General features: G+C 67.4%; 21 protein-coding genes. 17 read left to right on the top strand and 4 right to left on the bottom strand.

The genetic code is table 11. The features are described 5' to 3' along the window. Positions 1 to 152: 152 nt before the first annotated feature. The 4 genes from ACQKLX_RS01580 (at position 153) to ACQKLX_RS01565 (ending at position 4,397) form a co-directional block, all read left to right on the top strand. On the top strand, positions 153 to 437 hold the full coding sequence (locus tag ACQKLX_RS01580) for a hypothetical protein (RefSeq protein ID WP_427358877.1): 285 nt from the start codon (positions 153 to 155) through the stop codon (positions 435 to 437). Positions 438 to 691: 254 nt separating this feature from the next. After that, complete coding sequence (locus tag ACQKLX_RS01575; protein WP_427358875.1) at positions 692 to 2,185, top strand: amidohydrolase family protein; 1,494 nt, start codon at positions 692 to 694, stop codon at positions 2,183 to 2,185. 5 nt (positions 2,186 to 2,190) lie between these two features. Next, the gene (locus ACQKLX_RS01570) at positions 2,191 to 3,111 is read left to right on the top strand and encodes a CobW family GTP-binding protein (RefSeq protein ID WP_427358873.1); all 921 of its coding nucleotides are present in this window, start codon (positions 2,191 to 2,193) and stop codon (positions 3,109 to 3,111) included. A 170-nt stretch (positions 3,112 to 3,281) separates the two neighbouring features. Beyond that, positions 3,282 to 4,397 (top strand): helix-turn-helix transcriptional regulator, encoded by a 1,116-nt coding sequence (locus ACQKLX_RS01565; protein ID WP_427358871.1) that lies wholly within the window; start codon positions 3,282 to 3,284, stop codon positions 4,395 to 4,397. A gap of 4 nt (positions 4,398 to 4,401) precedes the next feature. Here the strand turns inward: ACQKLX_RS01565 and ACQKLX_RS01560 are convergent, their stop codons facing one another. Further along, a complete protein-coding gene (locus tag ACQKLX_RS01560) occupies positions 4,402 to 5,070 on the bottom strand; it encodes a TenA family protein (protein WP_427358869.1) in 669 nt (222 codons plus the stop codon). A 160-nt stretch (positions 5,071 to 5,230) separates the two neighbouring features. Between ACQKLX_RS01560 and ACQKLX_RS01555 the strand changes: the two genes are divergently transcribed. Together ACQKLX_RS01555 and ACQKLX_RS01550 are read left to right on the top strand one after the other, a co-directional pair. Further along, the gene (locus tag ACQKLX_RS01555) at positions 5,231 to 5,620 is read left to right on the top strand and encodes a DUF6152 family protein (RefSeq protein WP_427358867.1); all 390 of its coding nucleotides are present in this window, start codon (positions 5,231 to 5,233) and stop codon (positions 5,618 to 5,620) included. Between the two features lie 6 nt (positions 5,621 to 5,626). After that, a complete protein-coding gene (locus ACQKLX_RS01550; RefSeq protein ID WP_427358865.1) occupies positions 5,627 to 6,094 on the top strand; it encodes a DUF2214 domain-containing protein in 468 nt (155 codons plus the stop codon). A 5-nt stretch (positions 6,095 to 6,099) separates the two neighbouring features. On the opposite strand, the gene ACQKLX_RS01545 is transcribed toward ACQKLX_RS01550, so the two are convergent. Continuing rightward, positions 6,100 to 7,020, bottom strand: coding sequence for a MerR family transcriptional regulator (locus tag ACQKLX_RS01545; protein WP_427358863.1), 921 nt, complete (start codon positions 7,018 to 7,020; stop codon positions 6,100 to 6,102). Between the two features lie 175 nt (positions 7,021 to 7,195). Between ACQKLX_RS01545 and ACQKLX_RS01540 the strand changes: the two genes are divergently transcribed. From ACQKLX_RS01540 to ACQKLX_RS01515, 6 genes are all read left to right on the top strand, one after another. Then, positions 7,196 to 8,407, top strand: coding sequence for a GGDEF domain-containing protein (locus ACQKLX_RS01540; RefSeq protein WP_427358861.1), 1,212 nt, complete (start codon positions 7,196 to 7,198; stop codon positions 8,405 to 8,407). 59 nt (positions 8,408 to 8,466) lie between these two features. Next, positions 8,467 to 9,429 (top strand): Gfo/Idh/MocA family protein, encoded by a 963-nt coding sequence (locus tag ACQKLX_RS01535; RefSeq protein WP_427358859.1) that lies wholly within the window; start codon positions 8,467 to 8,469, stop codon positions 9,427 to 9,429. A 61-nt stretch (positions 9,430 to 9,490) separates the two neighbouring features. Beyond that, the gene (locus tag ACQKLX_RS01530; RefSeq protein WP_427358857.1) at positions 9,491 to 10,057 is read left to right on the top strand and encodes an ImmA/IrrE family metallo-endopeptidase; all 567 of its coding nucleotides are present in this window, start codon (positions 9,491 to 9,493) and stop codon (positions 10,055 to 10,057) included. A 64-nt stretch (positions 10,058 to 10,121) separates the two neighbouring features. Then, on the top strand, positions 10,122 to 11,312 hold the full coding sequence (locus tag ACQKLX_RS01525; RefSeq protein WP_427358855.1) for a pyridoxal phosphate-dependent aminotransferase: 1,191 nt from the start codon (positions 10,122 to 10,124) through the stop codon (positions 11,310 to 11,312). Positions 11,313 to 11,371: 59 nt separating this feature from the next. Further along, positions 11,372 to 13,630, top strand: coding sequence for a mechanosensitive ion channel family protein (locus ACQKLX_RS01520; RefSeq protein WP_427358853.1), 2,259 nt, complete (start codon positions 11,372 to 11,374; stop codon positions 13,628 to 13,630). Between the two features lie 23 nt (positions 13,631 to 13,653). Beyond that, positions 13,654 to 13,941: a hypothetical protein gene (locus ACQKLX_RS01515; RefSeq protein ID WP_427358851.1), complete on the top strand. Its 288-nt coding sequence runs from the start codon at positions 13,654 to 13,656 to the stop codon at positions 13,939 to 13,941. A 14-nt stretch (positions 13,942 to 13,955) separates the two neighbouring features. Here ACQKLX_RS01515 and ACQKLX_RS01510 read toward each other — a convergent pair whose 3' ends face one another. Together ACQKLX_RS01510 and ACQKLX_RS01505 are read right to left on the bottom strand one after the other, a co-directional pair. Further along, complete coding sequence (locus ACQKLX_RS01510) at positions 13,956 to 14,321, bottom strand: hypothetical protein (protein WP_427358849.1); 366 nt, start codon at positions 14,319 to 14,321, stop codon at positions 13,956 to 13,958. A gap of 54 nt (positions 14,322 to 14,375) precedes the next feature. Then, positions 14,376 to 17,132: an Rne/Rng family ribonuclease gene (locus ACQKLX_RS01505; RefSeq protein ID WP_427358847.1), complete on the bottom strand. Its 2,757-nt coding sequence runs from the start codon at positions 17,130 to 17,132 to the stop codon at positions 14,376 to 14,378. A gap of 718 nt (positions 17,133 to 17,850) precedes the next feature. Here ACQKLX_RS01505 and ACQKLX_RS01500 point away from each other — a divergent pair. The 5 genes from ACQKLX_RS01500 to ACQKLX_RS01480 all read left to right on the top strand — a co-directional run bounded on the left by ACQKLX_RS01500 (position 17,851) and on the right by ACQKLX_RS01480 (position 24,227). Then, positions 17,851 to 19,038 carry an N-acetylmuramoyl-L-alanine amidase gene (locus ACQKLX_RS01500; RefSeq protein WP_427358845.1) on the top strand — a complete coding sequence of 396 codons (1,188 nt, stop codon included), beginning with the start codon at positions 17,851 to 17,853 and terminating at the stop codon, positions 19,036 to 19,038. 155 nt (positions 19,039 to 19,193) lie between these two features. Next, entirely contained in the window at positions 19,194 to 21,641 is a 2,448-nt protein-coding gene (locus tag ACQKLX_RS01495; protein WP_427358843.1) for a penicillin-binding protein 1A, read from the top strand. A 23-nt stretch (positions 21,642 to 21,664) separates the two neighbouring features. After that, positions 21,665 to 21,892, top strand: a complete 228-nt coding sequence (locus tag ACQKLX_RS01490) for a hypothetical protein (RefSeq protein WP_427358842.1) — start codon at positions 21,665 to 21,667, stop codon at positions 21,890 to 21,892. Positions 21,893 to 21,992: 100 nt separating this feature from the next. Then, positions 21,993 to 23,121, top strand: a protein-coding gene (prfB, locus tag ACQKLX_RS01485; protein WP_427358840.1) for a peptide chain release factor 2 whose coding sequence is annotated in 2 segments (ribosomal slippage) — positions 21,993 to 22,061 and positions 22,063 to 23,121 — 1,128 coding nt in all. Because the reading frame shifts where the segments join, the coding sequence is not laid out codon by codon here. Next, on the top strand, positions 23,118 to 24,227 hold the full coding sequence (locus tag ACQKLX_RS01480) for an SGNH/GDSL hydrolase family protein (protein WP_427358838.1): 1,110 nt from the start codon (positions 23,118 to 23,120) through the stop codon (positions 24,225 to 24,227). Before prfB ends, ACQKLX_RS01480 begins: the two co-directional genes overlap by 4 nt. Positions 24,228 to 24,258 lie beyond the last annotated feature (31 nt).

Genomic DNA, 24,258 nt, shown 5'->3' with positions numbered 1-24,258 from the left:
CCACAGAAGGGGAAGGGGCATGGAGGCGTCTCGGCGCTCGGGATGACATGTCCGGGCAGCATAGCGCATTGCCGGCCGACTGCCCCAGACGTGTTTCAGGGCGGGCGAGAAGCGTGATAGTTCGTCCAGAGCGTGCAGCCGACAAAGCGGACGTGCTCGATGATCTCCGTTCGGCGATGCAACAGATGAATGCCGGCATTATCGACCGGCGCGGCTGCGGCAACCAGATTGCCGACAAGCGCATCGTCAATCTGCGGACAAAGTGCTCGCCCACTTCGGCTAAGGCGAAGGATGGCATGACGAACGCTTACTCTATCTGGAGCAGGATCACGGAGACGCAACTGCGGCAGTACACCACCGCGGAAATTGCGATAGCACCGTGTTCGACCTCCTCGAGAACCTACTTGAGACGGCTATTCCCTAAGCAAGGAATTTGACCGCGCCAATGAGATTGACACTGAGCTGAGCAAGGCCCCCGAGCTGTTCAAGGTATTCAACCTGACGCCCGCGTGTTCCGGCCGTTCTTGTGTGAGCTGGGAGCGAGGGGCAGGCCTCGCGCCGATCCGGCATGCGTCATCCGCCGGAGCGGCTCACTGGCAACGCGCTTGTCTCGGCAATTCCCGATCGGCCAACATCGGGTGCTTCGCGGTCACTGATCGCGGGCCGACTGAAGCGTGAGGGGCAAGAGCAGATGAGCGGACTGTTGATCGCGGGTGGCCGTATCGTCGATCCGGAAAGCGGCCATGACGGCATCGCCGATGTCGCGGTTGCGGACGGAAAGATCGTCGCGATCGGTTCCGGCCTCGGCAGCGCCGAGCGGGTGATCGATGCGCGCGGGCTGGTCGTCGCGCCCGGCTTCATCGATCTTCATGCCCATGGCCAGTCGATCCCGGCCGACCGCATGCAGGCCTTCGACGGCGTCACGACGACGCTGGATCTCGAGGCCGGTGTGCTGCCGGTCGCCTCCTGGTATCGCCGCCAGGCGGAGCAGGGCCGCATCCTGAATTACGGCGCCGCGACGAACTGGGCCTTCGCCCGGATCGGCGCGATGATCGGGATCAACGAGGAATCGTCGCTGGAAGCGTTTGGACGCGCGATGCGCGATCCGCGCTGGATGGACAATATCTCCTCGCCCTCCGAGCAGCAGAACATCCTCGATCGCATCGCGGCCGGGCTCGACGAAGGCGGCATCGGCATCGGCATCCTCAATGCCTATGCGCCCGGAGCCGGTGTGCAGGAGCTGACTGCGCTCTGCCAGCTTGCTGCCGAGCGTGGCGTGCCGACCTTCACCCATATCGCCTATATGGCGAACACGGACCCGAAGAGTGCGGCGGAGGCCTATATCCGCCTGATCGGCTATGCCGGCGCCACCGGCGCACACATGCACATCTGCCACTTCAACAGCTCCAGCAAGACCGATGTCGTGCGGTGCGAGCGATTGATCCGGAAGGCACAGGCGCAGGGCCTGCCGATCACCGTGGAAGCCTATCCCTACGGCACCGGCTCGACGGTGATCGCGGCCGCCTTCTTCAGCGACCCCGAATTCGAGCGCCGCAACGACACGCGCTACGAGCAGATCCAGCTCGTCACGAGCGGACGCCGGATCCAGGACCGCGAGGACCTGCTCTCCGCACAATCGGAAGACCCGTCGCAACTCGTGCTGTGGCATGTGCTCGACACCGAGAACAATGCCCGCCATCGCGACATGCTGGATTTTTCGGTCCTGTATCCCGGTGGCGCGATCGCATCGGACGCCATGCCTTGGTCGATGCCGGACGGATCGACCTATACCGGCGATGCCTGGCCGCTGCCGGATGAAGCGACCTCGCATCCGCGCTCGTCGGGCACCTTCACGCGCTTCCTGCGGCACTGGGTGCGCGAGCGGCAGGCGGTCAGCCTGCAGGAGGGGATCGCAAAGTGCACCCTGATCCCCGCCGAGATCCTGGCCGCGAGCACGCCCGCCATGCGTGACAAGGGCCGGCTGAAGGCCGGAGCCGACGCCGACGTCGTGGTGTTCGACCTCGACACGCTCACCGACCGGGCCGAGTTCTCGGCGATGAATCGTCCAGCCGAAGGCGTCCGGCACCTCGTCGTCAGCGGCAAGCCGGTCATCGCCGATGGCGTCATGGACGTCGCGGCCCGGCCAGGCCAGCCGGTGCGCCGCCCGCTCAGTGCGGCAGCGTAAAGGCCATGCCGGTTCCGATCCTGCTGGTGACGGGCTTTCTCGGAGCCGGCAAGACGACGCTGGTCAATCGCATCCTGCAGCAGGCCGACGGGCGACGCATCGCCGCCGTCGTCAATGATTTCGGCGCGATCAACATCGATGCGGAACTCATCGCCGGCGCGGAGGATGGCGTCGTCAGCCTCGCCAATGGCTGCATCTGCTGCTCGCTGGAAGGCGACCTGCTGCGGACGCTCGCCAATCTACTGCGGCGAACTCCGCGGCCCGAAGCCATCGTGATCGAGACCAGCGGGGTCGCCGACCCCAATGACATCATCCGCAACCTGATGGACCCGGTGATCTGGCGGGAAGCCCCACTGGAGACGGTGCTCTGCGTCGTCGATGCGGCTGCGCCGGAGGCGGGGCTCGGCGATCCACTGTTCCTGAGCCAGTTGCGGACGGCCGACCTGCTCGCAGTCAGCAAGGGGGACCTCATCGACAGGCCGTCTCTCGACGAGCGCTGCCGGTCCCTGTCGCGGATCAACCGCCGGGCCGCCCTCGTCGAGGCGCCCGGCGGCGATGTGCCTCTCGATCTCGTCTTTCCGGAAGTCGGGACGCCCCGCGAGCGGACGACACCCCCAAAGCGCCCGAGCATCGACCGCTTCGAGAGCTTCAACTGGACTTCCCAAGAGCCGATCTCGCTCGCCGGGTTTCAGCAGGTCGTCGGCCGGCTCGCGCCGCGGCTGGTCCGCGCCAAGGGATTTCTCGAAACGATCGAGAAGCCCGATTGCCGGTATCTCTTCCAGCTCGCGGGCGGGAGAGCCACGCTGGCGCCGCTCGACCGGGGCGAGCTGGCGCAGGAGGGCACGCGGATCGTTTTCATCGCAGAGATCGGCAGGATCACGTCGGCGGAGATCGATGAGGTGATGATCCGATCCAGATCCAGATAATCCGGGATCTCACGGACATTCCTGGTTCGGTGGTTCGGCTGACCATCCAGTGAGGCGGGCCGGCACGTCGGCAGGCGAAGCGCCCTCCTGAGCTGTCAATTCGCGCGAGACTTGCAAGGGTTTCCCGAGATTTATAGCCTTGGACCCGGGGGATTGGAGATCAGGAGCGATTGAAAGTCTCCGATGCCGGTTTAGCCGAGCTGCTGGAGTTGACCTGCGAAGCAGCGCTCGACAGTGCAGCCTGGGGCACGCTGCTGCGGCGTCTCGCCGCCGCGACCGGCTGCGTCGCCGGCGGGCTGACGGTCGAGAATTTCGTCGATCGCAGCGGCCGGCCTCTCGCCTATTTCGGCTTCGACCCCGACCATGTCGAGAAGACCTTCGACCATTACCTGCCGATGAACCCGCTCTTCGGCATCGCCGAGCGGATGCGGCCAGGCTTCGTCGTCAGCAATAGCGAGGTGATCGCCCCCGAGGATTTCAGGAAGAGCGAGTTCTATCATGGCTGGGCCCGGCCGCAGGACCTGGGGGCGCCGGTGACGCTGGTGCTGCAGCGCGGCGCGACCTCCTACACGCCGCTGACGCTGGTGCGGCCCGACGGGCATGGCGACGTCCCGGATGCGGGACGCGCCCTGCTGGAACGGCTTGCTCCGCATCTGATGCGCGCGCTCAGGACGACCGCGCAGCTCGGCTTTTCCGAGCATCGCGACGCGCTCCTGTCGGTGCTGGCGGATCGGCTCGGGGCCGCAGTCATCCTGCTGAACGAGGCCGGCAAGATCGCCTATGCCAGCGCTCCGGCCGAACAGCTCTTCGCCGAGGGCGTGCTCCGCCTGACGCTGCATGGCCTGGTGGCGCGGCGCGATACCGGACGGCCGACCTTGCAGGAGGCGGTTCAGCTCGCATTGGGGAAGGGCGCGCTCGCGCCGATCATCGATGTCGGCATCGCGCGAGGCGAGGAGCGGCCACTCTGCGCGACGATCGTGCCGTTCCGCCCGGGAAGTGGCGAGGGGCTGCCGCTCGCCGAGAACCTGGGATGCATGGTGATCATCCGCGTGCCGGCTCCTGCTGCCAGGCCACAGGCCGCCGAACGCGCCGCCAGGGTCTACCAATTGACGCGGGCGGAGACACGGCTGCTCGCCGCCGTGCTGGACGGCAAGGGACTGCAGGTGGCGGCGCGAGCTGTCGGCGTCGGCTATTCGACGGCGCAGACGCATCTGCACCACATCTTCGCCAAGACGCAGACCGCCAGCCAGCCGGAGCTGGTCGGCCTCGTGCTGGGACTGGTCTGACGCATCAGGCCTGCGGCGCGTCGAGGCCCATCTGCCAGAAGTCGGCCTCGAGCTTCGAGGCCTGGCCGAACAGGGCAGCGAGCTCGCCGAAACGCGCTTCCGTCATGGCGCGAGCGGCAAGGGCGTCGAGATGGCGGCGGGCGTCGCGGGCGACCTGCTGATAGGGCTCGCCCGCATATTCGGCGATCCAGTCGCGATAGGGATGACTGTCGAGTGCGGGACCGATCTCCTTGGCAAGGCGTGCGCCGATCTCGGCATAGCCGACGATGCAGGGGCTGAGCGCGACATGCAGGTCGAGCAGGTCACCGGAGACGCCGCAATCGAGCACGAAACGGGTATAGGCGACCGTCGCCTGATGCTCGGGCGCGGCTTCGAGCTGCTCCGGCGAGAGGCCCCAGCGGCCGCAAAGCCGGACATGCAGGTCCATTTCGAGATCGAGGATCGCCGACAGGCCCGCCTTGGCGGCGCGCATGTCGGCGAGGTTGCGGCTCTTATAGGTCGCCAGGGCATAGGCGCGTGCGAATTGGATCAGGAAGAGATAGTCCTGCACGAGATAGGTGCGAAAGGCCGGCTCGGGCAGCGAGCCGTCGCCCATCCGCTGGACGAAATCGTGCGCGACATAAGACGCCCAATCCGCCGCGGCGGCGGCCTTCAACCTGTCGAAGATATCCACGGCCCGACCGTCCTTCCGGATTGGATTCGCGCGGCAGTCATAGCGCAAACCATCGCTGCGTGGCGCGCCGCAGATGACGCAGGCTTGATCCACCTTGGCGGCGACAGGGCGCATAGGCTGGGTTAGCCTCCGCTCCTTCGCGCAACCAGGAGGTTCGACGATGACCAGTTTCGCGATCGGCCGGCGGGCCCTGCTCTGCGGCGCGGCCGTTTCCGTCCTCGCTCTGCCGGCCTTGGCGCATCATGGCTGGGGCTGGGCGGTCGACGAGCAGAGCGTGCTCAAGGGCACGATCCGCGCGATCTCGATGGCGCCGCCGCATCCGACGCTGCAGGTCACTGCGACCGATGGCGTGGTCTGGCAGATCGATCTCGGCAATCCCAACCAGACGGCGCGGGCCAATTTCACCGGCGACACCGCCAAGGTCGGCGACGCCATCACCGTGCTCGGCAACCGCCATCAGGATGCCAGCAAGAAGCAGATGAAGGCGGTGCGCATCACCATCGGCGGCAAGAACTACGACATGTATCCGGAGCGGATCAAAACCAACTGAACGCCCGTGGCCGTGCTGATCGATTGGCTCGCCGGCTGGCCGGGTGCGGTGCTGCTGCAGCGCTCCGGCACGGCCTATCTCTTCGTCAATGCCGCGCACATCCTCGGCATCGGCCTCTTGCTCGGGGCGATCCTGCCGCTCGATCTCCGGCTCGCCGGCGTATTGCGCAGCTCGGCGCTGCCGCTGATCGGCCCGGTGCTGATCCGCACGGCCGCCTGCGGGTTGGCGCTTGCATTGGCGACGGGCTTCTGGCTGTTCACGGTGAAGCCCGGCGAATATCTCGGGAACACCGCCTTCCTGATCAAGCTCTGCCTGCTCGCGTTGGCGCTCGGCAATATCGCACTCCAGCATCGTGGCTTGAAGCCGGCATTGGCGGGCGGCGAGATCAGCCTGCGCGTTCGCCTGCTCGCCGCGCTCTCCGCCTCGCTCTGGCTCTGCGTGCTGGTCGCCGGACGCTGGATCGGCTTCCTCTGACGGGCTCAGACAACGAGCGCCGTCATCGCCTCGTTAATCCACCACCATTCACGGCCGGGCGCGTCGTCGCCGCGCAGGGTTGCGAGCAACTGCTGGTAGCGCAGCGAGCGGTCGTGGTGCCGGCGGTACTGGTCGAGATGCCAGGCGCGGAAGGCGTCATCTGGCTCGCGCTGCATCGCCTTGGCCGAGGCATCCAGCCAGTTGCGGGCGATGGCGCGACCGGTCTCCGAGTCCGGCGCTTCGCCGGTGGCGATCGCCTTGCGAACTTCAGCGAAGATGTGCTCGGCGGCGGCGTGATAGGCGGCAGGGTCGAACTCCGGCGTCCACATCAGCTCGGCGTCGGCCTTGGCGCGGGCGATGATGGATTCGTCCGTGAGCATCGCCCGGAGCTCGGCGAAGGCGTCGATCTGCTCCGGCGTCGGATCGTCAGGCAATTCGGGCGTGCCGGCTTCGAGCGCCTTCTGGCGCCAGCCGGGGTTCATCCGGTCGCCCGTGACCTCGTCGTAGAAGCGCGCGGTCAGGCTGCGCATGTCGGCATTGGAGAGGCTGGTCATGGTCCATAGTCTCCTGAGTTCGTCGGCGGTGGGTTCGGGGTGGCGCAAGGCGGCGCGCAAGGTCGCGGCGATGCGGCGCTTGCCAGCGATCTCCGTTTCGAGCGCGGAGAGGCGGAGCGCCAGCAATTCGGCGAGCGAGCCCTTGCGGGCGAGGATGCCGCCGATCGCGGCAAGACTGACGCCCATGGCGCGTAGCGCCTGGATCAGGTCGAGGCGAGCCGCATCGGCGTTCGAATAGACGCGGTAGTTCGCCATGGTCCGGGTCGTCGGCGGCAGCAGCCCCTTGTCGGAATAGAAGCGGATGCGGCGCACGGGCACGCCGCAGAGGCGGGCGAGCTCGCCGATGGTGTAGCGCTGGTCGGTCGTGGTCATGGCGGCTTCGTAGCGTCTCCATCCGGTGGAGGGTCAAGCGGTCTCGACGGCTGCGCTGTAATCGCTCGAATGCGATCGATCGCGGCAAGGCGGGCTAAACCCAGTCCGCTGAAAACCGTGGGTCTCTGGCAATGCGTCAAAGCGGCGTTAGCCAGTCGCGCCCATTGTCCTGCGCGTGCACGCCCCACGCCACGATCAGACAGCCGACCACGACGCGCAGGACGGCGCCGCCAGGCCGCGTCGCCTGGACGGGCTTCGTTTCGCCCTGACACTGGAGCGCGAATACCGGCTGCACATGCGCTCAGCCCAGCGCAACAGCACGCTGGTCTGCGTCGTCACTGCGCTCGGCATCTGGCTGACTTTCATCGGATTCGACCTCACGCGTCTGCACGGCATGGCGGCGCTGCTCGCCGGCGAACCCGACATTGTCGTTGCGGTCGCGCTGCGGCTGTCTGCGCTCGGAGTGATCCTTGCCCTGTTCGTGGTGCTGGCGGCGCGGCGGCTGCCGCGCGCCTATCATCGGCTATCGATCCTGGCGCTGGGGCTGATCGGCATCACCAGCGCCTATATCGCCAATGTCTTCAAGCTGCGCGGCCTGCCGCAAGCCGATATCGCCCAGCTCGTTATTATCGCTGCTGTCTTCCTGCCGGTCGGCCTGACCTTCCTGCAGAGCCTCGGCGTCGCCCTGTTCATTGGGGTGTTCTCCACCATCCTTGGCTTCGCCATGCTCGAACCGGCCCAGTTCGCCGAGCATATGCGGCTCTCAGTGCTGACCTTCTTCGCCGTGCTGGTCAGCGCCGTCGGCGCCTGGCTGCGCGAGCGGGCCGAGCGCGACCAGTTCCTGCTGCGGCGCATGCTGCACAACCGGGCGATGTCGGATGCGCTCACCGGGATCGCCAACCGGCGCGGCTTCGAGGAGCATGTCGCCATCGCGCTGCTGCAGGCGCGGCGCGACCGAGCGCCTGTCGTGTTCGCCGTGCTCGATGTCGATCATTTCAAGCGCTACAACGACCGCTACGGCCATCAGGCCGGCGACATCGCCCTGGCCCTGATCGCCCGCGCCATCGACAGCAAGCTGCGTCCGCCGATGGACATGGTCGGCCGGCTCGGCGGCGAGGAGTTCGGCCTGCTGCTCTACGACACCAGGCCGGAAAAGGCACAGGAGCGGCTGCAACGGGTCGCGCAGGCGATCGCTGAGCTCCGGATCGAGCACGCGGCCTCGCCAACGGCGCAATTCATCACCGTCAGCATGGGGGCGGCCGCTTTCGACGGCCAGGAGACGGCTGCCGATCTCTACCGGCGCGCCGATGCGGCGCTCTATTCGGGCAAGGCCTCCGGCCGGAATCGGGTCGAGCTCGGCGCGGTCAGCGAGCGCCTGGCGGGCTAGCCGCCTCCGCTGCCAAACTGCTATGCGGCGGGCATTCCCTGTCGCCATGAGAGAATCCCATGCCTCAACCCGTTTCCATCGGCCTGATCGGCGCCGGCATCATGGGCGAGCGCATGCTGCGCGCGATCCTGGCGCAATCGCCTGATCTCGTGCGCGCCGCCGGGATCTGGGACCCGTCCGGTGAGGCGATGGCGCGGATCGCCGGCGAGCTGCCGCACGTCGCGCAGCAGCTCGATGCGGCGTCCGTGATCGCGGCGAGTGATTGCGTCTACATCGCCTCGCCGCCGGCCTCCCATCTCGGCCATGCCCGCGCCGCACTTGTGGCTGGGAAAAGCGTGTTCTGCGAGAAGCCGCTGGCGATCGACGTCGCGGATTCACGCGCCTTCGTCGCCGAGGCGGGCGGGCGCGGGGCCGTCAACTTCCCCTTCGCTTCCTCGCCGGCCGTCTCGCAATTGCAGGACTGGGCCGGGAGCGCCGGCGGCAACCGGCGGATCACGATCGAGGTCGCCTTCGCCACCTGGCCGCGTTCCTGGCAGGCTGATGCGGCGGGCTGGCTCGATCGGCGCGAGCAGGGCGGCTTCACCCGCGAGGTCGTCTCGCATTTCCTGTTCCTGAGCCGCCGGCTCGGCGGCAGGCTGCATGGCCTGCAAGCGGGCGCCTCCTTCCCGGAGGCCGGCAAGTCGGAGCGCCGGATCGAGGCACAATTGATGGCGGGCGATGTCCCGGTGACACTGATCGGCAGCGTCGGCACGACGCAGAAGGACGATCACAATATCTGGATGCTGGAAGGCGAGGGCGGCGCGGTCCGGCTCTGCGACTGGTCGCTGGCCGAGCAGCGCCAGCCGGACGGCTCCTGGCAGCGGGCGCCCGATGCACTGACCCAACTCGAAGCGCGGCCGGTCGCGCTGAAGCGCCAACTCGAAGGTGTGGCTAAGCTGGCGCGCGGCGAGGCGCATCAGCTGGCGACGCTCGAAGAGGCGCTGAATGTTCAGGAGATCGTCGAGGCGATCCTCCAGAGCTAGACGCCTTCATTGAGGCGACATGGCGGGAGGGCTATGATCGGCGGGCCCAGGAGGCCTGCCGATGCGCCATGCCTTCCTCACCGACGCGCAGATCGACGCCCGTGCCCTTGCGCACCGGCGCGGGCTCGGCTTTCGCGACGAGCAGGCGATCGATGCCATGACGCTGCTGGTCAAACTCAAGGCGCGTTATCCGGAATTCGCCTATGAGCGCGTGGCCGACGGCTCGCTCGGCGAGGCCGAGGCGCAGTGGGATTCGCAGGCCAAGCGCCTGCTGATCCCGGAAAGCGTGTTCCAGGCTGCCAATCGCGGCGAGGGCAGGGCGCTGATGACGGTGGCGCACGAGGTCGGCCATGCCCTGCTCGGGCATCAGGGCTCTCTCGACCGCGCCCCGGCGGGCAGCCGGGCCGAGCGGGTCTCGGCGAAGCTCCGTTCGATGGAATACCAGGCGCGGCGCTATGCGGCGGCCTTCCTGATCCCGGATACGCCGGCGGTACGCCAGCTCGACGCGACAGCGCTGAGCGAGCGCTACCGCGTCAGCATGAGCGCCGCGATCGTGCGCCATAGCGAGCTTCGTTCCGGCGAGAGCGCCCGGGCTTTGCCTTTACGGCAGGCGGCGCTCGACATTTGAGCCGCTTGCGGTCGGCGCGCCCACAGGGCATGGCTCGGGCAACGTGACGATCATCGAGGCTGCCATGACCATCGCCGTTCCCGGCCTGCCGCCGACGCCGAAGCCCGCCCAGCGGGCGCAGGGCGTCTCGCCCTTCATCGTCATGGACGTGATGAACGCGGCCGAGGCGATCGAGCGGCGCGGCGGCTCGGTCGTGCATATGGAGGTCGGCCAGCCTTCGGCGGCGACGCCAGCGAGTATCCGCGCCGCGGCGGCAAGGGCGCTGGAGGATGGCCGCATCGGCTATACCCAGGCGCTCGGCATCGGCTCGCTCCGGGCCCGGATCGCCCGGCATTATCTTGAAACCTATGGTGTCGAGGTTCCGGCCGAGCGGGTGGTGGTGACGACCGGTTCCTCAGGCGGTTTCATCCTGTCCTTCCTGGCCTGCTTCGAGCCGGGCGCGCGGATCGCGATCACCGCACCGGGCTACCCGGCCTATCGCAATATCCTGACCGCGCTGGGGCTCGAGCCGGTCGCGATTCCGGTCGGACCCGAGACGCGCTATGCACTGACGCCGGAGCTGATCGCCAAGGCGCATGCCGAGAAGCCGCTCGCCGGCGTGCTGACGATGAGCCCGGCCAATCCGACCGGCGTGGTGATGGCGCCGGAGGCGATTGCGGCGGTGGCAGCCGAGTGCCGGCGGCTTGGCCTCTGGTACATCTCTGACGAGATCTATCACGGCCTGACCTATGAGCGGCCGGCGACGACGGCGCTCGCCGCCGATCCCGATGCGATCATCGTCAACTCCTTCTCCAAGTACTACTGCATGACCGGCTGGCGCGTCGGCTGGCTGGTCGTGCCGGAACGCCTGGTGCGGGTGATCGAGCGGCTGCAGCAGAATTTCTCGATCTCGGTGCCGATGCTGAGCCAGGTCGCCGGCGAGGCGGCCTTCGATGCGATCGAGGAATGCGAGGCGATCAAGGCCGGCTATGCGGCAAACCGCGCCTATCTGCTGAAGGCGCTGCCCGAGATCGGGCTCGGCGATTTCCTGCCTGTGGACGGGGCTTTCTACATCTATCTCGACATCGGCCGATATTCGAACGATTCCATGGCTTTCTGCCGCGATGCTCTTGAGAATGCGGGCGTTGCGATCACGCCCGGGCTCGATTTCGATGAGGGCCGCGGGGCGCGGACGGTCCGGCTCTCCTTCGCCGGTTCGCTGGCCGAATGCGAGGAGGCGGTGGCGCGCCTGGGGCGCTGGCTGGAGGCGCGCTGAAGCGGGCGCTTGCCAAGGCGAGGCGGTGGACTCAATCTGATCCGGCTTGGGGGCAGGACATGGTCGCGATGCGGAACTGGCTGAACGCCATGGCGTTGTGTGCAGCGGCGCTGCTGACTGGCGTTGCCGCGGGTCCGGGCGCGGCGCAGCAGGCCAAGACGGACGCTGCGCCGGTTCTGACGCTGCGTGGCGACGAGACGCCCGAGACGGTGCGCAAGCTCGTCGATGCACTCTCGGCCGGCGGACGCAAGGTCGAGATCAGGATCGCCGGCAAGGACGAGCCTAAATCCGCTGCAGCGGCATCCGCGCCGGCCGGTGCCGGCGCCGTCGCACCTGCGAGCAAGGCTCCGGCCCAGCCCGAGGACGAAACCCCGGCGGAGGCGTTCTGGGACCATTTCGTCGACGGGGTATCGCACGGGCTCGGCGCGGTGCCCCGTCTGGCCCAATTACCGGAGGCCTGGCGCCTTGCCTGGGCGCAGAACCGCAATGGCGTGAGCGGGATTCCCGCCGGTTGGCGGCTCAGCATTGGCCTCGTGCTCGCGTTTGCCATCGCCGGGCTCTTCCGGCTGGCGACGGCTGGCTGGTTCGCGCGCAGGCTGCGGCCGGAAGGGCCAGAGTTCACGCCGCGCTTGATCGCGTCCTCTTGGGGCGGCCTACAGGATCTGATGACGCTCGGGCTTTGCCTTAGCGTGCTGCATGCGGTTCGTACGATGTGGCTGCCGGAGACCGATCTTGCGCATATGGTGCTGCGCACTGCCGCCAACGGCATCGCGATCGGTGCAGGGCATCTGATCCTCGGGCGTTTCCTGCTTGCCCCCGGAGCGCCAGAGCGCCGGATCATGCCACTGCCGCGGGCCGAACGGGCTTTCAAGTTCCTCGCCTGCTACGGCGTCGCCTTGCCGATCCTGCTGATCGTGACGGTGTCAGCCCAGCACGCGGCCGGCCCCGCAGCGGTCACCGGGCTGTTCGCACTGGCCGGCATCGCCTCGACCCTGTTCAAGACCTGGTGGTTCATCGATGCGCGGCATGATCTTGCGGCGCTCATCCTCTATTCGGCTCATGAGCCCGGCCCGGCCCGGCGGGCGATCGCGGTTTCAACCGGTTGGCTCTATGCCGTGCTCGCCGTCGTGATCTGGATGGTCGGCAATGCTGCGGCGATGATGGAGGGCGGCGCGCGCTGGGCGGAAGCCGCGGCGCTGACGCAGTTCATTATCGTGCTGGCGCCGATCCTCGCAGTCGGCATCACCAGCCTGATGGCCTGCCGGCAGGCACATGCGGCCGCGATGGGGCAGACTGCGCCGCTCTCGCTCGCGGTCGGTCATGCGCTGCGGGCCGCGGCTGGCGGCGCGATCTGGGCCGGCGGCTTCTACTTGCTGGCGCGGCTCTGGGCCGGCTTCCTGTTCGGCGTCAGCTCCGACCAGTTCGCCATGCTGATGCGCCAGGCCGGCGGCGTCGCGCTGCTCGCCTTCGGCGGCTGGGTGACAGTCGTCTTCCTACGCAGCTTCTTCGATGCCTATACGCCGAAGCCGACCATAAGCCTGCCAGGCGACGAGGACGCTGTCCCGCATGACCATGTGCCTTCGCGGCTGGCGACCGTGCTGCCGGTGCTGCGCGGCGTCGTACTTGCTGCGGCCATCGGATTGACCGTGCTGGTGCTGCTTTCGCGGCTGGGGGTCGATATCGGGCCGCTGCTCGCCGGCTTCGGTATCCTCGGCCTCGCCTTCTCCTTCGGCTCGCAGGCGCTGGTGCGCGACATCGTCTCCGGCTTCTTCTTCATGCTCGAGGATGCCTTCCGCGTCGGCGAATATGTCGACACCGGCCGGCTCAAGGGCACGGTCGAGAAGATCTCGCTGCGCTCGATGCAGCTGCGCCACCAGAGCGGGCAGGTCCACACCGTCCCGTTCGGCCAGGTGCAGTCGCTGACCAATGCCAGCCGAGACTGGGCGACCGTGAAGTTCAACGTTCGCCTCGACCACTCCGCCGATATCGAGAAGGCGCGCAAGACGATCAAGAAGATCGGGGCGGCGCTGCTGGAAGATCCGGAACATGGGCCGCATTTCATCGCCCAGCTCAAGATGCAGGGCGTCGCCGACATCACCGATGCGGCCATCGTGATCCGGCTGAAGTTCACCGCCAAGCCGAACCACGCCTCGATGCTGCAACGCGAGGCGCTGAAGCGGGTCTATCGCGGGCTGATCGATGCCGAGGTGCCATTCGCCTCCAATGCGGTCACGGTGAAGGAAGGTGGCGGCAAGAGCGCCGCTGCGGCGATCGCGGCCGTGCCGGCGCCGACACCGCTCGTGCCGGCGGCGGAGTGAGGAAATCCGCGATGCGCAGGACCATGCGAAGGAGATCTGCCTGGCTCGGCGCCCTGATCCTGCTCGCAGGCTCGCTCAGCGGCGCGGCATTGGCGCAGGCGCCGCGTGGAGACGAGCTGATCGCGATTCATCGGCAGCTCAACAGCATGTGCCGCGGGTGGTCGGGTGACGACCCCCACACCCAGCAAGTCTGCGAGGTACGCGATCGCCTCGGCGGCACTTTGCAGAAGGCGGGTTATTGCTTCGGGCGCCGCGGCCAGGCCGGCGCCCAGATGAGCTGGCACCGCTGCGGGCCGGATTCGCTGCGATAGAGCGACGCTCGTCGCTACTGCCCGAAGTCCAGCATGAAGAAGAAGCCGAAACCGATCAGCGCCAGCAGCGCGCCCAGGCCGGCGGCGAGGCGGGCGGCGGAGAGTTGGCCCGCCCATTCATGGCGCTGGCCGGCGCGTTCGGCCGCATGCTCGGGGCCGTGCTTGCCGAATTGGCTGGCATAGAGGTCAGGCGTCATCTGCGGGCCGACCGGCAAATTGCCCTCCAACTCATAGCGCACCGCGACGAAGAGGGTGAACAGGCCGAGCAGGCCGACACCGAGCCAGCCGATCGCCTGTTGGGCGAGCCAGGCCAACCCGATCAGGCCGGCGCAGGCGATCACCCTCAACAGCAGGCGCTCACGGCTTCGCGGTGGCCGCATCCTCTCTCCCGTTCGTGAAAAAGGCCGCCGCGATTACTCGCGGCGGCCTCGATCCTACTTGCGTCCGGCCAGCTTGTTCCACCAGCCGCCGCGCTTGGGCCGGTCCGGATCCGGCGGCGTCAGCACGACCGCGACCGGCTCCTCGACCACGCGTGGAGCAGGCACCTCTTCGGCGACCGGCTCCGGGGCCGGAGCGACCGCGGCTTCGGGCGCTGCCGGCTCGGGAGCAGGCGCGATCTCGGCCGGGGCGGCGGCGACGCCATCCTCGGTGATCGGCACGACCTTCTTGCGCGAACGGCTGCGCTTGGGCTTCTCGACCGGCTCGGCGACGACTTCTGTGTCCGTGTCGGCGGCCTTGGCGGCCTCGGCAGGCGCTGCCTCGGCTTCGGCCTCGGCCTCGGCCTTCTTGCTGCGGCTGCGGCGGGCGCGCTTCGGCTTGGCATCGGCCTCCGGCTCGCCGGCGACCTCGCTCACGGGAGCGACGGTTTCCTCGACGGGAGCGGCGGCTGCGACCGGCGCCGCATCGTCGGACTCGCCGACGCTGGCGTCGTCGCCATCCTCGCCGTCGTCCTGGTCTCCGGCCTCGCCGGTCGCACCTTCAAGCTGGCCCTGGCCGTCACGCTCGCCACCGCGCCGCCGACGGCGCCGGCGGCGACGGCGACGACCATCGCGACCCTCCTGGCCTTCGCCCTCAGCTGCCGCACGCGGAGCAGCTTCGGTCTCGCCATCGGCCTCCTCACTCTCCACCTCGGCCTCGACCTCGACGATATCCTCGTCCTCGGGCTCGTCGATGATCGCCTCGGCGCGCATGCTGGAGACCGGGATGACCCGGTTCTCGTTGCCGACGAACTCGCCGCGCTCGACCTCGAAATAGCGGGTGCCGAGCAGGGCTGCGTCGGCCGAGACGGTGATCGCGATGTTGAAGCGCTCCTCCAGGTCGCGCAGATGGGCGCGCTTCTGGTTGAGCACGTAGAGCGCGACCTCGGGCCGGGTCCGGACTTCGAGATTATGCGAGGCGCTCTTGATCAGAGCCTCTTCGAGGGCGCGCAGGATCTGCAGCGCGATCGAAGGCGTCGAGCGGACGAGGCCGGCGCCGGCGCAATGCGGGCAGGGCACCGAGGAGCTCTCGAGCACGCCGGTGCGGATGCGTTGGCGCGACATCTCCAGCAGGCCGAAGGCGGAGATGCGACCGACCTGGATGCGGGCCCGGTCGTTCTTCAGGCATTCCTTCAGCTTCTTCTCGACGGCGCGGTTGTTGCGGTTCTCCTCCATGTCGATGAAATCGATCACGATGAGGCCGGCAAGGTCGCGCAGGCGCAGCTGGCGCGAGATTTCCTCGGCCGCTTCGAGATTGGTCTTGAGGGCAGTGTCCTCGATGTTGTGCTCGCGGGTCGAACGCCCTGAGTTGATGTCGATCGCGACCAGCGCCTCGGTCTGGTTGATGACGATGTAGCCGCCCGATTTCAGCGTCACCGTGTTCGAGAACATTGCGTCGAGCTGGCTCTCGACGCCGAAGGCGGCGAAGAGCGGGGTCTGCTCGCGATAGGGCTTCACGCTCTTGGCATGGCTCGGCATGAGCATGCGCATGAAGTCCTTCGCCTCGCGATAGGCGCTTTCGCCGGCGACGTGAACCTCGTCGATGTCCTTGTTGTAGAGGTCGCGGATCGAGCGCTTGACGAGGTTGCCCTCCTCATAGACCAGCGCCGGGGCGACCGAGCCGAGCGTCAATTCGCGCACGCTTTCCCACATGCGCATCAGGTATTCGTAGTCGCGCCTGATCTCCGGCTTGGTGCGCGAGGCACCGGCGGTGCGCAGGATGATGCCCATCCCCTCCGGCACCTCCAGCTCCTGGGCGATCTCCTTGAGGCGCTTGCGGTCCTCGGCATTGGTGATCTTGCGCGAGATGCCGCCGCCCTTGCCGGTGTTCGGCATCAGCACCGAATAGCGGCCGGCGAGCGAGAGATAGGTGGTGAGCGCGGCGCCCTTGTTGCCGCGCTCTTCCTTGACGACCTGGACCAGGATGATCTGGCGGCGCTTGATCACCTCCTGGATCTTGTACTGGCGGCGCAGATTGCGCGGGCGCTCGGGCATGTCGTCGAGGGCGTCGCCGCCGCCGAGCTGCTCCGGCTCCTCCTGAGCCTCCTCGCCGCCGTTCTCCTCGTCACCGTTCTCGTCGTCCTGCGGGGGGCGACGCGCCTCGGCCGCGTCCTCGCGATCCTCGGAGGCGGTTGCTTCGGTCGTCTCGAAGGTCAGCGGCGCGGAGTTCTCGACCGCGTCCTGATTGGCGGATTCGGCGATCTCGGGCGCGAAGCTTTCGCCGAAGGCAGGCGCGCCTTCGTTGACCATCGCGGCTTCCTTGCCGTTGGTCTCGACCAGGTCCTCGGACTGGGCGGCGCCGGCCTCGACCTCGGCGCTGACGGTCTCGCCGCTCTCCGCGGCGCGCTTGGGCCGGTTGTCGCGATCGCGGCGGCCGCGACGGCCGCGGCGCTCACGCTTCTCCTCGTCGCGCTCTTCCTCGCGCTCGGCGCGGGCTTCCTCGGCGAGCAGAGCCTGCCTGTCGGCGACCGGGATCTGATAGTAGTCGGGATGAATTTCGGAGAAGGCGAGGAAGCCGTGGCGGTTGCCGCCATATTCGACGAAGGCGGCCTGGAGCGACGGCTCCACCCGCGTCACCTTCGCCAGATAGATATTGCCGCGGAGCGGCTTGCGGCTCGCCGATTCGAAATCAAACTCTTCGATACGCGAGCCGCGGGACACCACGACCCGGGTCTCTTCCGGGTGGGTGGCATCGATAAGCATCTTGTTGGCCATGGGACAATTCCATTGGCGCGGCGGCCTTGGCAATCCGCCAGGCTGCGGACGTGAGTCCGCGGCCGCGGGCAGGGGCGCCGCGCGTCAGCCGGCTGGAGCCGGCCTGTTGCAGGGAGAGGAGTTCGGCCAGAGAAGGACGACGGGAGCGGGCGGCGGAGCGGGCGGACAGCCCGTCACCACCTGAGAGGTTTCGACGAAACACCGAAAGAGAAAGCGGCGTCGTTTGCCCCGACATCTTACCTTTGACCTGCGGCGCGCCGGAAAGCGCACCGCGTTTGACACGCTCGCGGACAAGAGTACCGGCGCCGATTGCTGCCTGGCGCAGGCCCGTCCGCGGACGATTCCGTTGTTGGTTGCCCCCGCGCCGGCGCGGGTCATGTGACAGACCCGGTCGTTCGGCCGTTTCGCAGGGCGCCTGCGGGCTTATGGCCCGGCTTGTGCGCTGCGGTAGCCTTCGCGATGCAACCATCTCCATTACAGACAGGCGATGCATTTTTGCAAGCGCGTTAACGGTGGGTGATCGGCGAGGCGCGGTTTCCGCTGTCGGCCGGCCATGGTAACGGGTTGTCAACGACTGACGACGCTATGGTTAAGCCTTGTTAAGCGTCGGACCAGCGAATCGAGGAGCTTCCTCCTGCTTCACCGGCTTCGCCTCTCTGCAAAGGGCGTCTCGCACCGCATTGCCATGCCGGCGCTGCGGGTTTTCGCATGTGCGGCATTGCTCCTGTCGTCTCTCTCGCTCGCGACCGCGAATTCGCCCGGCCGCGTCGGCAACGATGTTCCGGTCGCCACCGATGCGCGGCTCGAGGTCCAGGGTGATACCGTCCGGTTGACCATGGCGTTGTCCCGGCCGGTGACGGTGGCCGCCTCGGTCATGGCCGGCCCCGACCGCGTCATCGTCGACCTGCCGTCGGTCAACTTCCAGATCGACGGGAAGCAGGGTCGCAAGTCCGCAGGTTTCGTCTCCGGCTTTCGCTACGGCCTGTTCATGACCGACCGGGCCCGGATCATCCTCGATCTCGCCCAACCGGCCGTGGTCGCGAATGTGTCGGTGACGCCGGTACGCGGCGGTTTCGGCGAGCTCATCGTCGAATTGAAGCGGACGAGTCGCGAGGAATTCGCCGCTCTCGCCCGCGAGGCGGCAGCGAAGACGCAGCTGCCGAGCATCCCGGTCGAGCGTAAGGCCGAGGGCGATTCGCGCCGGATCGTGGTGATCGATCCCGGCCATGGCGGCATCGACCCGGGTACGCAGGTTGCGGCGATCGCCGAAAAGGCGGTGGTGCTCGCCTTCGGGCTGAAGCTGAAGGAGCAGCTCGAGGCGCAGGGACGCTACCGGGTGATCATGACCCGCTCGGACGACACCTTCATCTCGCTGAACGACCGCGTCCGCATTGCGCGCGGTGTCGAAGCCAATCTCTTCATCTCGATCCACGCCGATTCGCTGGCGCAGGCGCAGGATGTTCGTGGGGCGACCATCTATACCGGCTCGGAGCGCGCCAGCGACGCTGAGGCGGCGCGGCTGGCGGCCAAGGAGAATCAGGCCGATGCCGTTGCAGGTCTCGATTCGAGCGAGGATGTGCAGGATGTCGCCGGTATCCTGATGGATCTCGCCAAGCGCGAGACCCGCAGCTTCTCGACGATCTTCGCGCGAAACCTGGTCGATAGGCTCGGTGGGTCGGTCAAAATGCACAAGGTGCCGTTGCGTTCGGCGGGTTTTCGCGTATTGACCGCCCCCGACGTGCCGTCGGTGCTGATCGAGCTCGGCTACATGTCGAGCCCGAAGGATGCCGAGCTCCTGAATTCCGAGGGTTGGCGCAACCAAGCCGCGGCAGCCGTACAGCAGGCCGTCGATCAGTATTTCGAGCGCTTACAGATGCCCGGCAAGGCTGCGCAAAGCAGGCCTTGAGGACACAATGGTCGAACATGGCGATTTGTGGTCGCAAAGCCACGGTTCCGCCATGTCTGCCGTGATATAGAGACGAGTTGAAGATCAGCCGGGCAGGTCGTGACGCCAGAGGGGGAGGGCGACGACGCTGCCGCTAGCCGAGGTCAAAGTTCTCGATGCGGTTCATACTGCGCCTTTTCGGATGGGCGTTCGCCGCCGGCACGATCCTGTTCGTGATCGGCGTCGCGGGTGCGGCCGGGGTGATCTGGCACTACTCCAAGGACCTGCCCGATTCGGCGCAGCTGCGGAACTACGAGCCGCCGGTGATGAGCCGCGTCCATGCCGGCGACGGCAGCCTGATCGCCGAGTTCGCGCGTGAACGACGGCTCTACCTGCCGATCCAGGCGGTGCCGAAGCTGATCATCGACGCCTTCCTCTCGGCCGAGGACAAGAATTTCTACAAGCATTTCGGCGTCGATCCCGAGGGCCTCGCCCGCGCCGCGATCTCGAACTTCCGCAATCGCGGCTCCGGCCGCCGACCGCAGGGTGCCTCGACCATCACCCAGCAGGTCGCGAAGAACTTCCTCGTCGGTTCCGAGCAGAGCATCGAGCGCAAGATTCGTGAGGCGCTGATCGCGCTGCGCATCGAGTCGACCTATTCGAAGGACAAGATCCTCGAACTCTATCTCAACGAGATCTATCTCGGCGCGCCGGCGCCTGGCCAGGGCAGCTACGGCGTCGCCGCGGCGGCGCTGAACTATTTCGGCAAGTCGGTGCATGAGCTCAATGCGCAGGAGGCGGCCTATCTCGCGGCGTTGCCGAAGGCGCCGACCGATCTGCATCCGTTCCGCAATCGCGAGCGCGCGATCGAGCGTCGCAACTACGTGCTCGACCGCATGGCCGAGAACGGCTTCCTCAAGCGGCCCGATGCCGACGCGGCGAAGAAGCAGCCGCTGGGCGTCAATCCGCGCACGGTCTCGCCGAACCAGATCGCCGCCGGCTATTTCGCCGAAGAGATCCGGCGTGAGCTGCAGGACCGTTATGGCGAGAAGAAGCTGCTCGAGGGCGGCCTCTCGGTTCGCGCCACCGTTGATCCCAAGATGCAGCTGATGGCGCGCAAGGCGCTGGTCGACGGCCTCGTGCGCTTCGACGAGGCGCGCGGCTGGCGCGGCGCGATCCAGAAGATCGATGCGGCGAGCCGCGAATGGGGGCTCGCCATCGCCGAGCTGCCGGTGCTCGGCGACGTCAAGCCCTGGCGCCTCGCCGTCGTGCTCGATGTCGCCGGCGACAGCGCCCGTGTCGGCCTGCAGCCGATCCGCGAGGCGTCCGGCCTGCTGCGGCCGGAGCGCGAGACGGCGACGCTCGGACCCGACGGCATCCGCTGGACGCGGCGTACCCGCGTCTCGCAGGCGGTCTCGCCGGGTGACGTCGTCTATGTCGAGCCGATCGACGGCAAGCCGGGCCAGGTCCGCCTGCGCCAGATGCCCGAGGTCAATGGCGCGATCACCGTGATGGACCCGTTCTCCGGCCGCGTGCTCGCCATGGTCGGCGGCTTCTCGCATGACCAGTCCGAGTTCAACCGGGCGACACAGGCGCTGCGCCAGCCCGGCTCGTCGTTCAAGCCGTTCGTCTACGCGACGGCGCTCGACAACGGCTACACCCCGTCCAGCATCGTGCTCGACGCACCGATCGAGGTCGACCAGGGCGGCGGCCTCGGCATGTGGACGCCGAGCAACTACGACGGCAAGTTCACCGGGCCGCGCACGCTGCGCTACGGCATCCAGTTCTCGAAGAACCTGATGACGGTCCGCCTCGCCAAGGACGTCGGCATGCCGCTGATCGCGGAATATGCCCGCCGCTTCGGCATCTATGACGACATGCTGCCGGTTCTCTCGATGTCGCTCGGCGCCGGCGAGACCACGGTCATGCGCATGACCGCGGCCTATTCGATGCTCGCCAATGGCGGCAAGCGCATCCGGCCGACGCTGATCGATCGCATCCAGGACCGCTGGGGCGCAACGATCTTCAAGCACGACCAGCGGACCTGCGAAGGCTGCGAGGCCGAGAAGTGGAGCAACCAGCGCGAGCCACGCCTGATCGACAACCGCGAGCAGGTCCTCGATCCGCTGACCGCCTACCAGATGGTCTCGATGCTCGAAGGCGTCGTCAACGCCGGCACCGCCACCGTGGTCAAGTCGGTCGGCAAGCCGCTCGCCGGCAAGACGGGCACGACCAACGACGCCAAGGACGTTTGGTTCGTAGGCTTCTCGCCCGATCTCGCCGTCGGCGTCTATATGGGCTTCGACAAGCCGAAATCGCTCGGCAACTCCGCGACCGCCGGCCAGTACGCCGCGCCGATCTTCCGTGACTTCATGCAGGTTGCGCTGAAGGACAAGCCGGCGACGCCGTTCCGCGTGCCGCCCGGCATCAAGCTGATCCGCGTCGATCCGCGCACCGGCATGCGTGCCGGCGGCGAGGGCGGCATCCTCGAAGCCTTCAAGCCGGGCACGGCGCCGCCGGACAGCTATTCGGTGATCGGCGCCTCCGACGGCAGCGGTGGCGCGATGAGCGTGGCGCCGGCGGGCGGCCGCTCGGTCGGCTCCGGCACCGGCGGGCTCTATTGACGAGAGTGAAGGGCGCGGTCGTCATGGCCGCGCCGCTTCAGGCGATCCTCGAGGCCGAGCTGGCGCGTGGCAACCGGATTCTCGAGAGAGGCGACTGGCCGCCGCATTGCGACCTCTTCGTTCTGCTCGCCCGGCCGTTCCGTAAGCGCTATGCGCTCGTCGCCGGCCTCGCCTATGACGTCGTCGACGATCCGCATTACTGGAAGGCGGAATACCGCCACGGGCGCGAATGCCTCGCCTGCGCTTTCTGAGTGATGGACGGCGCCGAGCACCATTTACACGGCTGCGCTTGCTGCCTATGTCAGCCTCCAGCCAGTCAGCCTCAAGCGACGGACTTAGAAGACGACGATCATGCGCCCAGAAATCCAGACGCAACTCGACAACGCCAAGCAGTCGATCGGACTGCTGAGGAGGCATCTTTGACTGGGATGTCGCACAACGACGCCTGGCGGAGCTGAACGCGCTTTCCGAAGGTCCCGACTTCTGGAACGACGCCGAGAACGCGCAGAAGCTGATGCGTGAGCGCACCCAGCTCGAGACGCAGATCGCGGGCATCACCAAGCTCGAACGCGATGTCGAGGACGCGCTCACGCTGATCGAGCTCGGCGAGATGGAAGAGGATGAGGCGACCGTCGCCGAGGGCGAGGCCGCGATCAAGACGGTCGAGGCCGAGGCCGGCCGGCTTCAGGTCGAATCGCTGCTCTCCGGCGAGGCCGACATGCTCGACACCTATGTCGAGATCCATCCCGGCGCCGGCGGCACCGAGAGCCAGGACTGGGCCGAGATGCTGCTGCGCATGTATCGGCGCTGGGGCGAGCGGCGGAAGTTCAAGGTCGAGACGCTGGAATACCAGGACGGCGACCAGGCCGGCATCAAGTCGGCGACGCTGCAGTTCAAGGGCCACAACGCCTATGGCTGGCTGAAGACCGAATCCGGCGTGCACCGGCTGGTCCGCATCTCGCCGTTCGACTCCAATGCCCGCCGCCAGACCTCGTTTGCCTCGGTCTGGGTCTATCCGGTCGTCGACGACCGCATCGTCATCGACGTCAAGGAATCCGACTGCCGGATCGATACCTATCGGGCGCAAGGCGCCGGTGGCCAGCACATCAACACCACCGATTCGGCGGTGCGCATCACCCATATCCCGACCGGGATCGTGGCCGCTTGCCAGCAGGAGCGCTCGCAGCACAAGAACCGGGCCAAGGCCTGGGAGATGCTGCGCGCCCGTCTCTACGAGGTCGAGCTGAAGAAGCGCGAGGAGAAGGCCAACGCCGAGCAGGCCTCCAAGACCGATATCGGCTGGGGGCACCAGATCCGCTCCTATGTGCTGCAGCCCTATCAGCTGGTGAAGGACCTGCGCACCGGCGTCGCCTCGACCGCGCCGTCCGATGTACTTGATGGCGATCTCGACCCGTTCATGGAAGCGTCGCTGGCGCAGCGCGTCTACGGCACGAGCGTCGAAGTCGAGGACATCGATTGAGTGAGTCCAAGCGCTCCCGCGGCCGCGAGATCCTGATCAATCTCGCGGTTTCCCTCGGCAGTGTCGTCGTCTTCCTGTTGTTCTGCGAGCTGGTGCTGTTCCGCTTCGTGTTGCCGGCGAGCGACGTGCCGCGCAACGCCTACGTCAACGAAGTCGTGCGCTACGAGCCGGGACAGAGCGGCGTCTGGCGGGTGCGCGACGAGATCGCGGCGCCGTACCGGATCAACGCGCAGGGCTGGAACTCGCCGCTCCCGGATTATCCGATCGAGCGCAAGCCGGGGACGAGCCGCGTCGCTTTCGTCGGCGACAGCTTCGTCGAGGCGCTGCAGGTGCCGTTCGACAAGACCTTCGCCGAGGTTGTCGGTGCCAGGCTTTCCGCCAAGGGCCCGGTCGAGGTCCAGCGCTTCGGCGTCGCCGGCGCACCGCTCAGCCAGTACCTGCAGATGGTCGAGCGCGAGGTCGTCCAGCGCCGCCCCGACCTGATTGTGGTCAACCTGGTCCACAACGACTTCGACGAAAGCTTTGTTTTCCGGCCGGGGCGCTACACGTCGAGCTTCCTCAAGCTGAAGATCGAGGGCGGCAAGGTCGTCGGCGAGGTTGCGCCCGCGCCCTGGCGCGCCGGCTGGTTCGAGCTCCTGCGCCAGAGCGCGACGGCGCGCTTCCTGCTCTATCGCTGGCAGGTCAGGCCGCAGACGCTGGTCGATGCGATCTTCGGGCCGGCCAAGGCGGCGGGCGAGGGCGGCTATGCCGCCAATATCGACGTGGCGAGCGTGTTCGCGCAGGAGGCCGACCTCCGTATCGCCACGGACTATCTGTTCGGCCGCCTGAAGGCGCGCGCCGATTCGATCGGGGCGAAGCTCCAGCTGGTCATGGATGGCGACCGCGCGGCGATCTATGCCGGTCGCAGCGACAGCCCGGCACTGAAGCTCAACCGGATTGCGGCTGAGATGGCGGCCAGGCACGGCATCGCCTTCCTCGACCTGCATCCGGTCTTCGCCTCCGATTGGGCCAAGGCCGGCAAGCGTTTCGAATTCCAGGCCGACGCGCATTGGAACGAGTACGGTCACCAGGTGGCCGGCGCGGCACTCGCTGACGCTCTGAACTGAAGGCGCATTTATTGAATTGGAACAGCCCGCT

Source organism: Allobosea sp. NPDC003192 (genome assembly GCF_050275675.1).
GTDB lineage: Bacteria > Pseudomonadota > Alphaproteobacteria > Rhizobiales > Beijerinckiaceae > Allobosea.
Note: the sequence above shows the minus strand (reverse complement) of the source record. Positions and strands in the feature narration are given on the sequence as shown.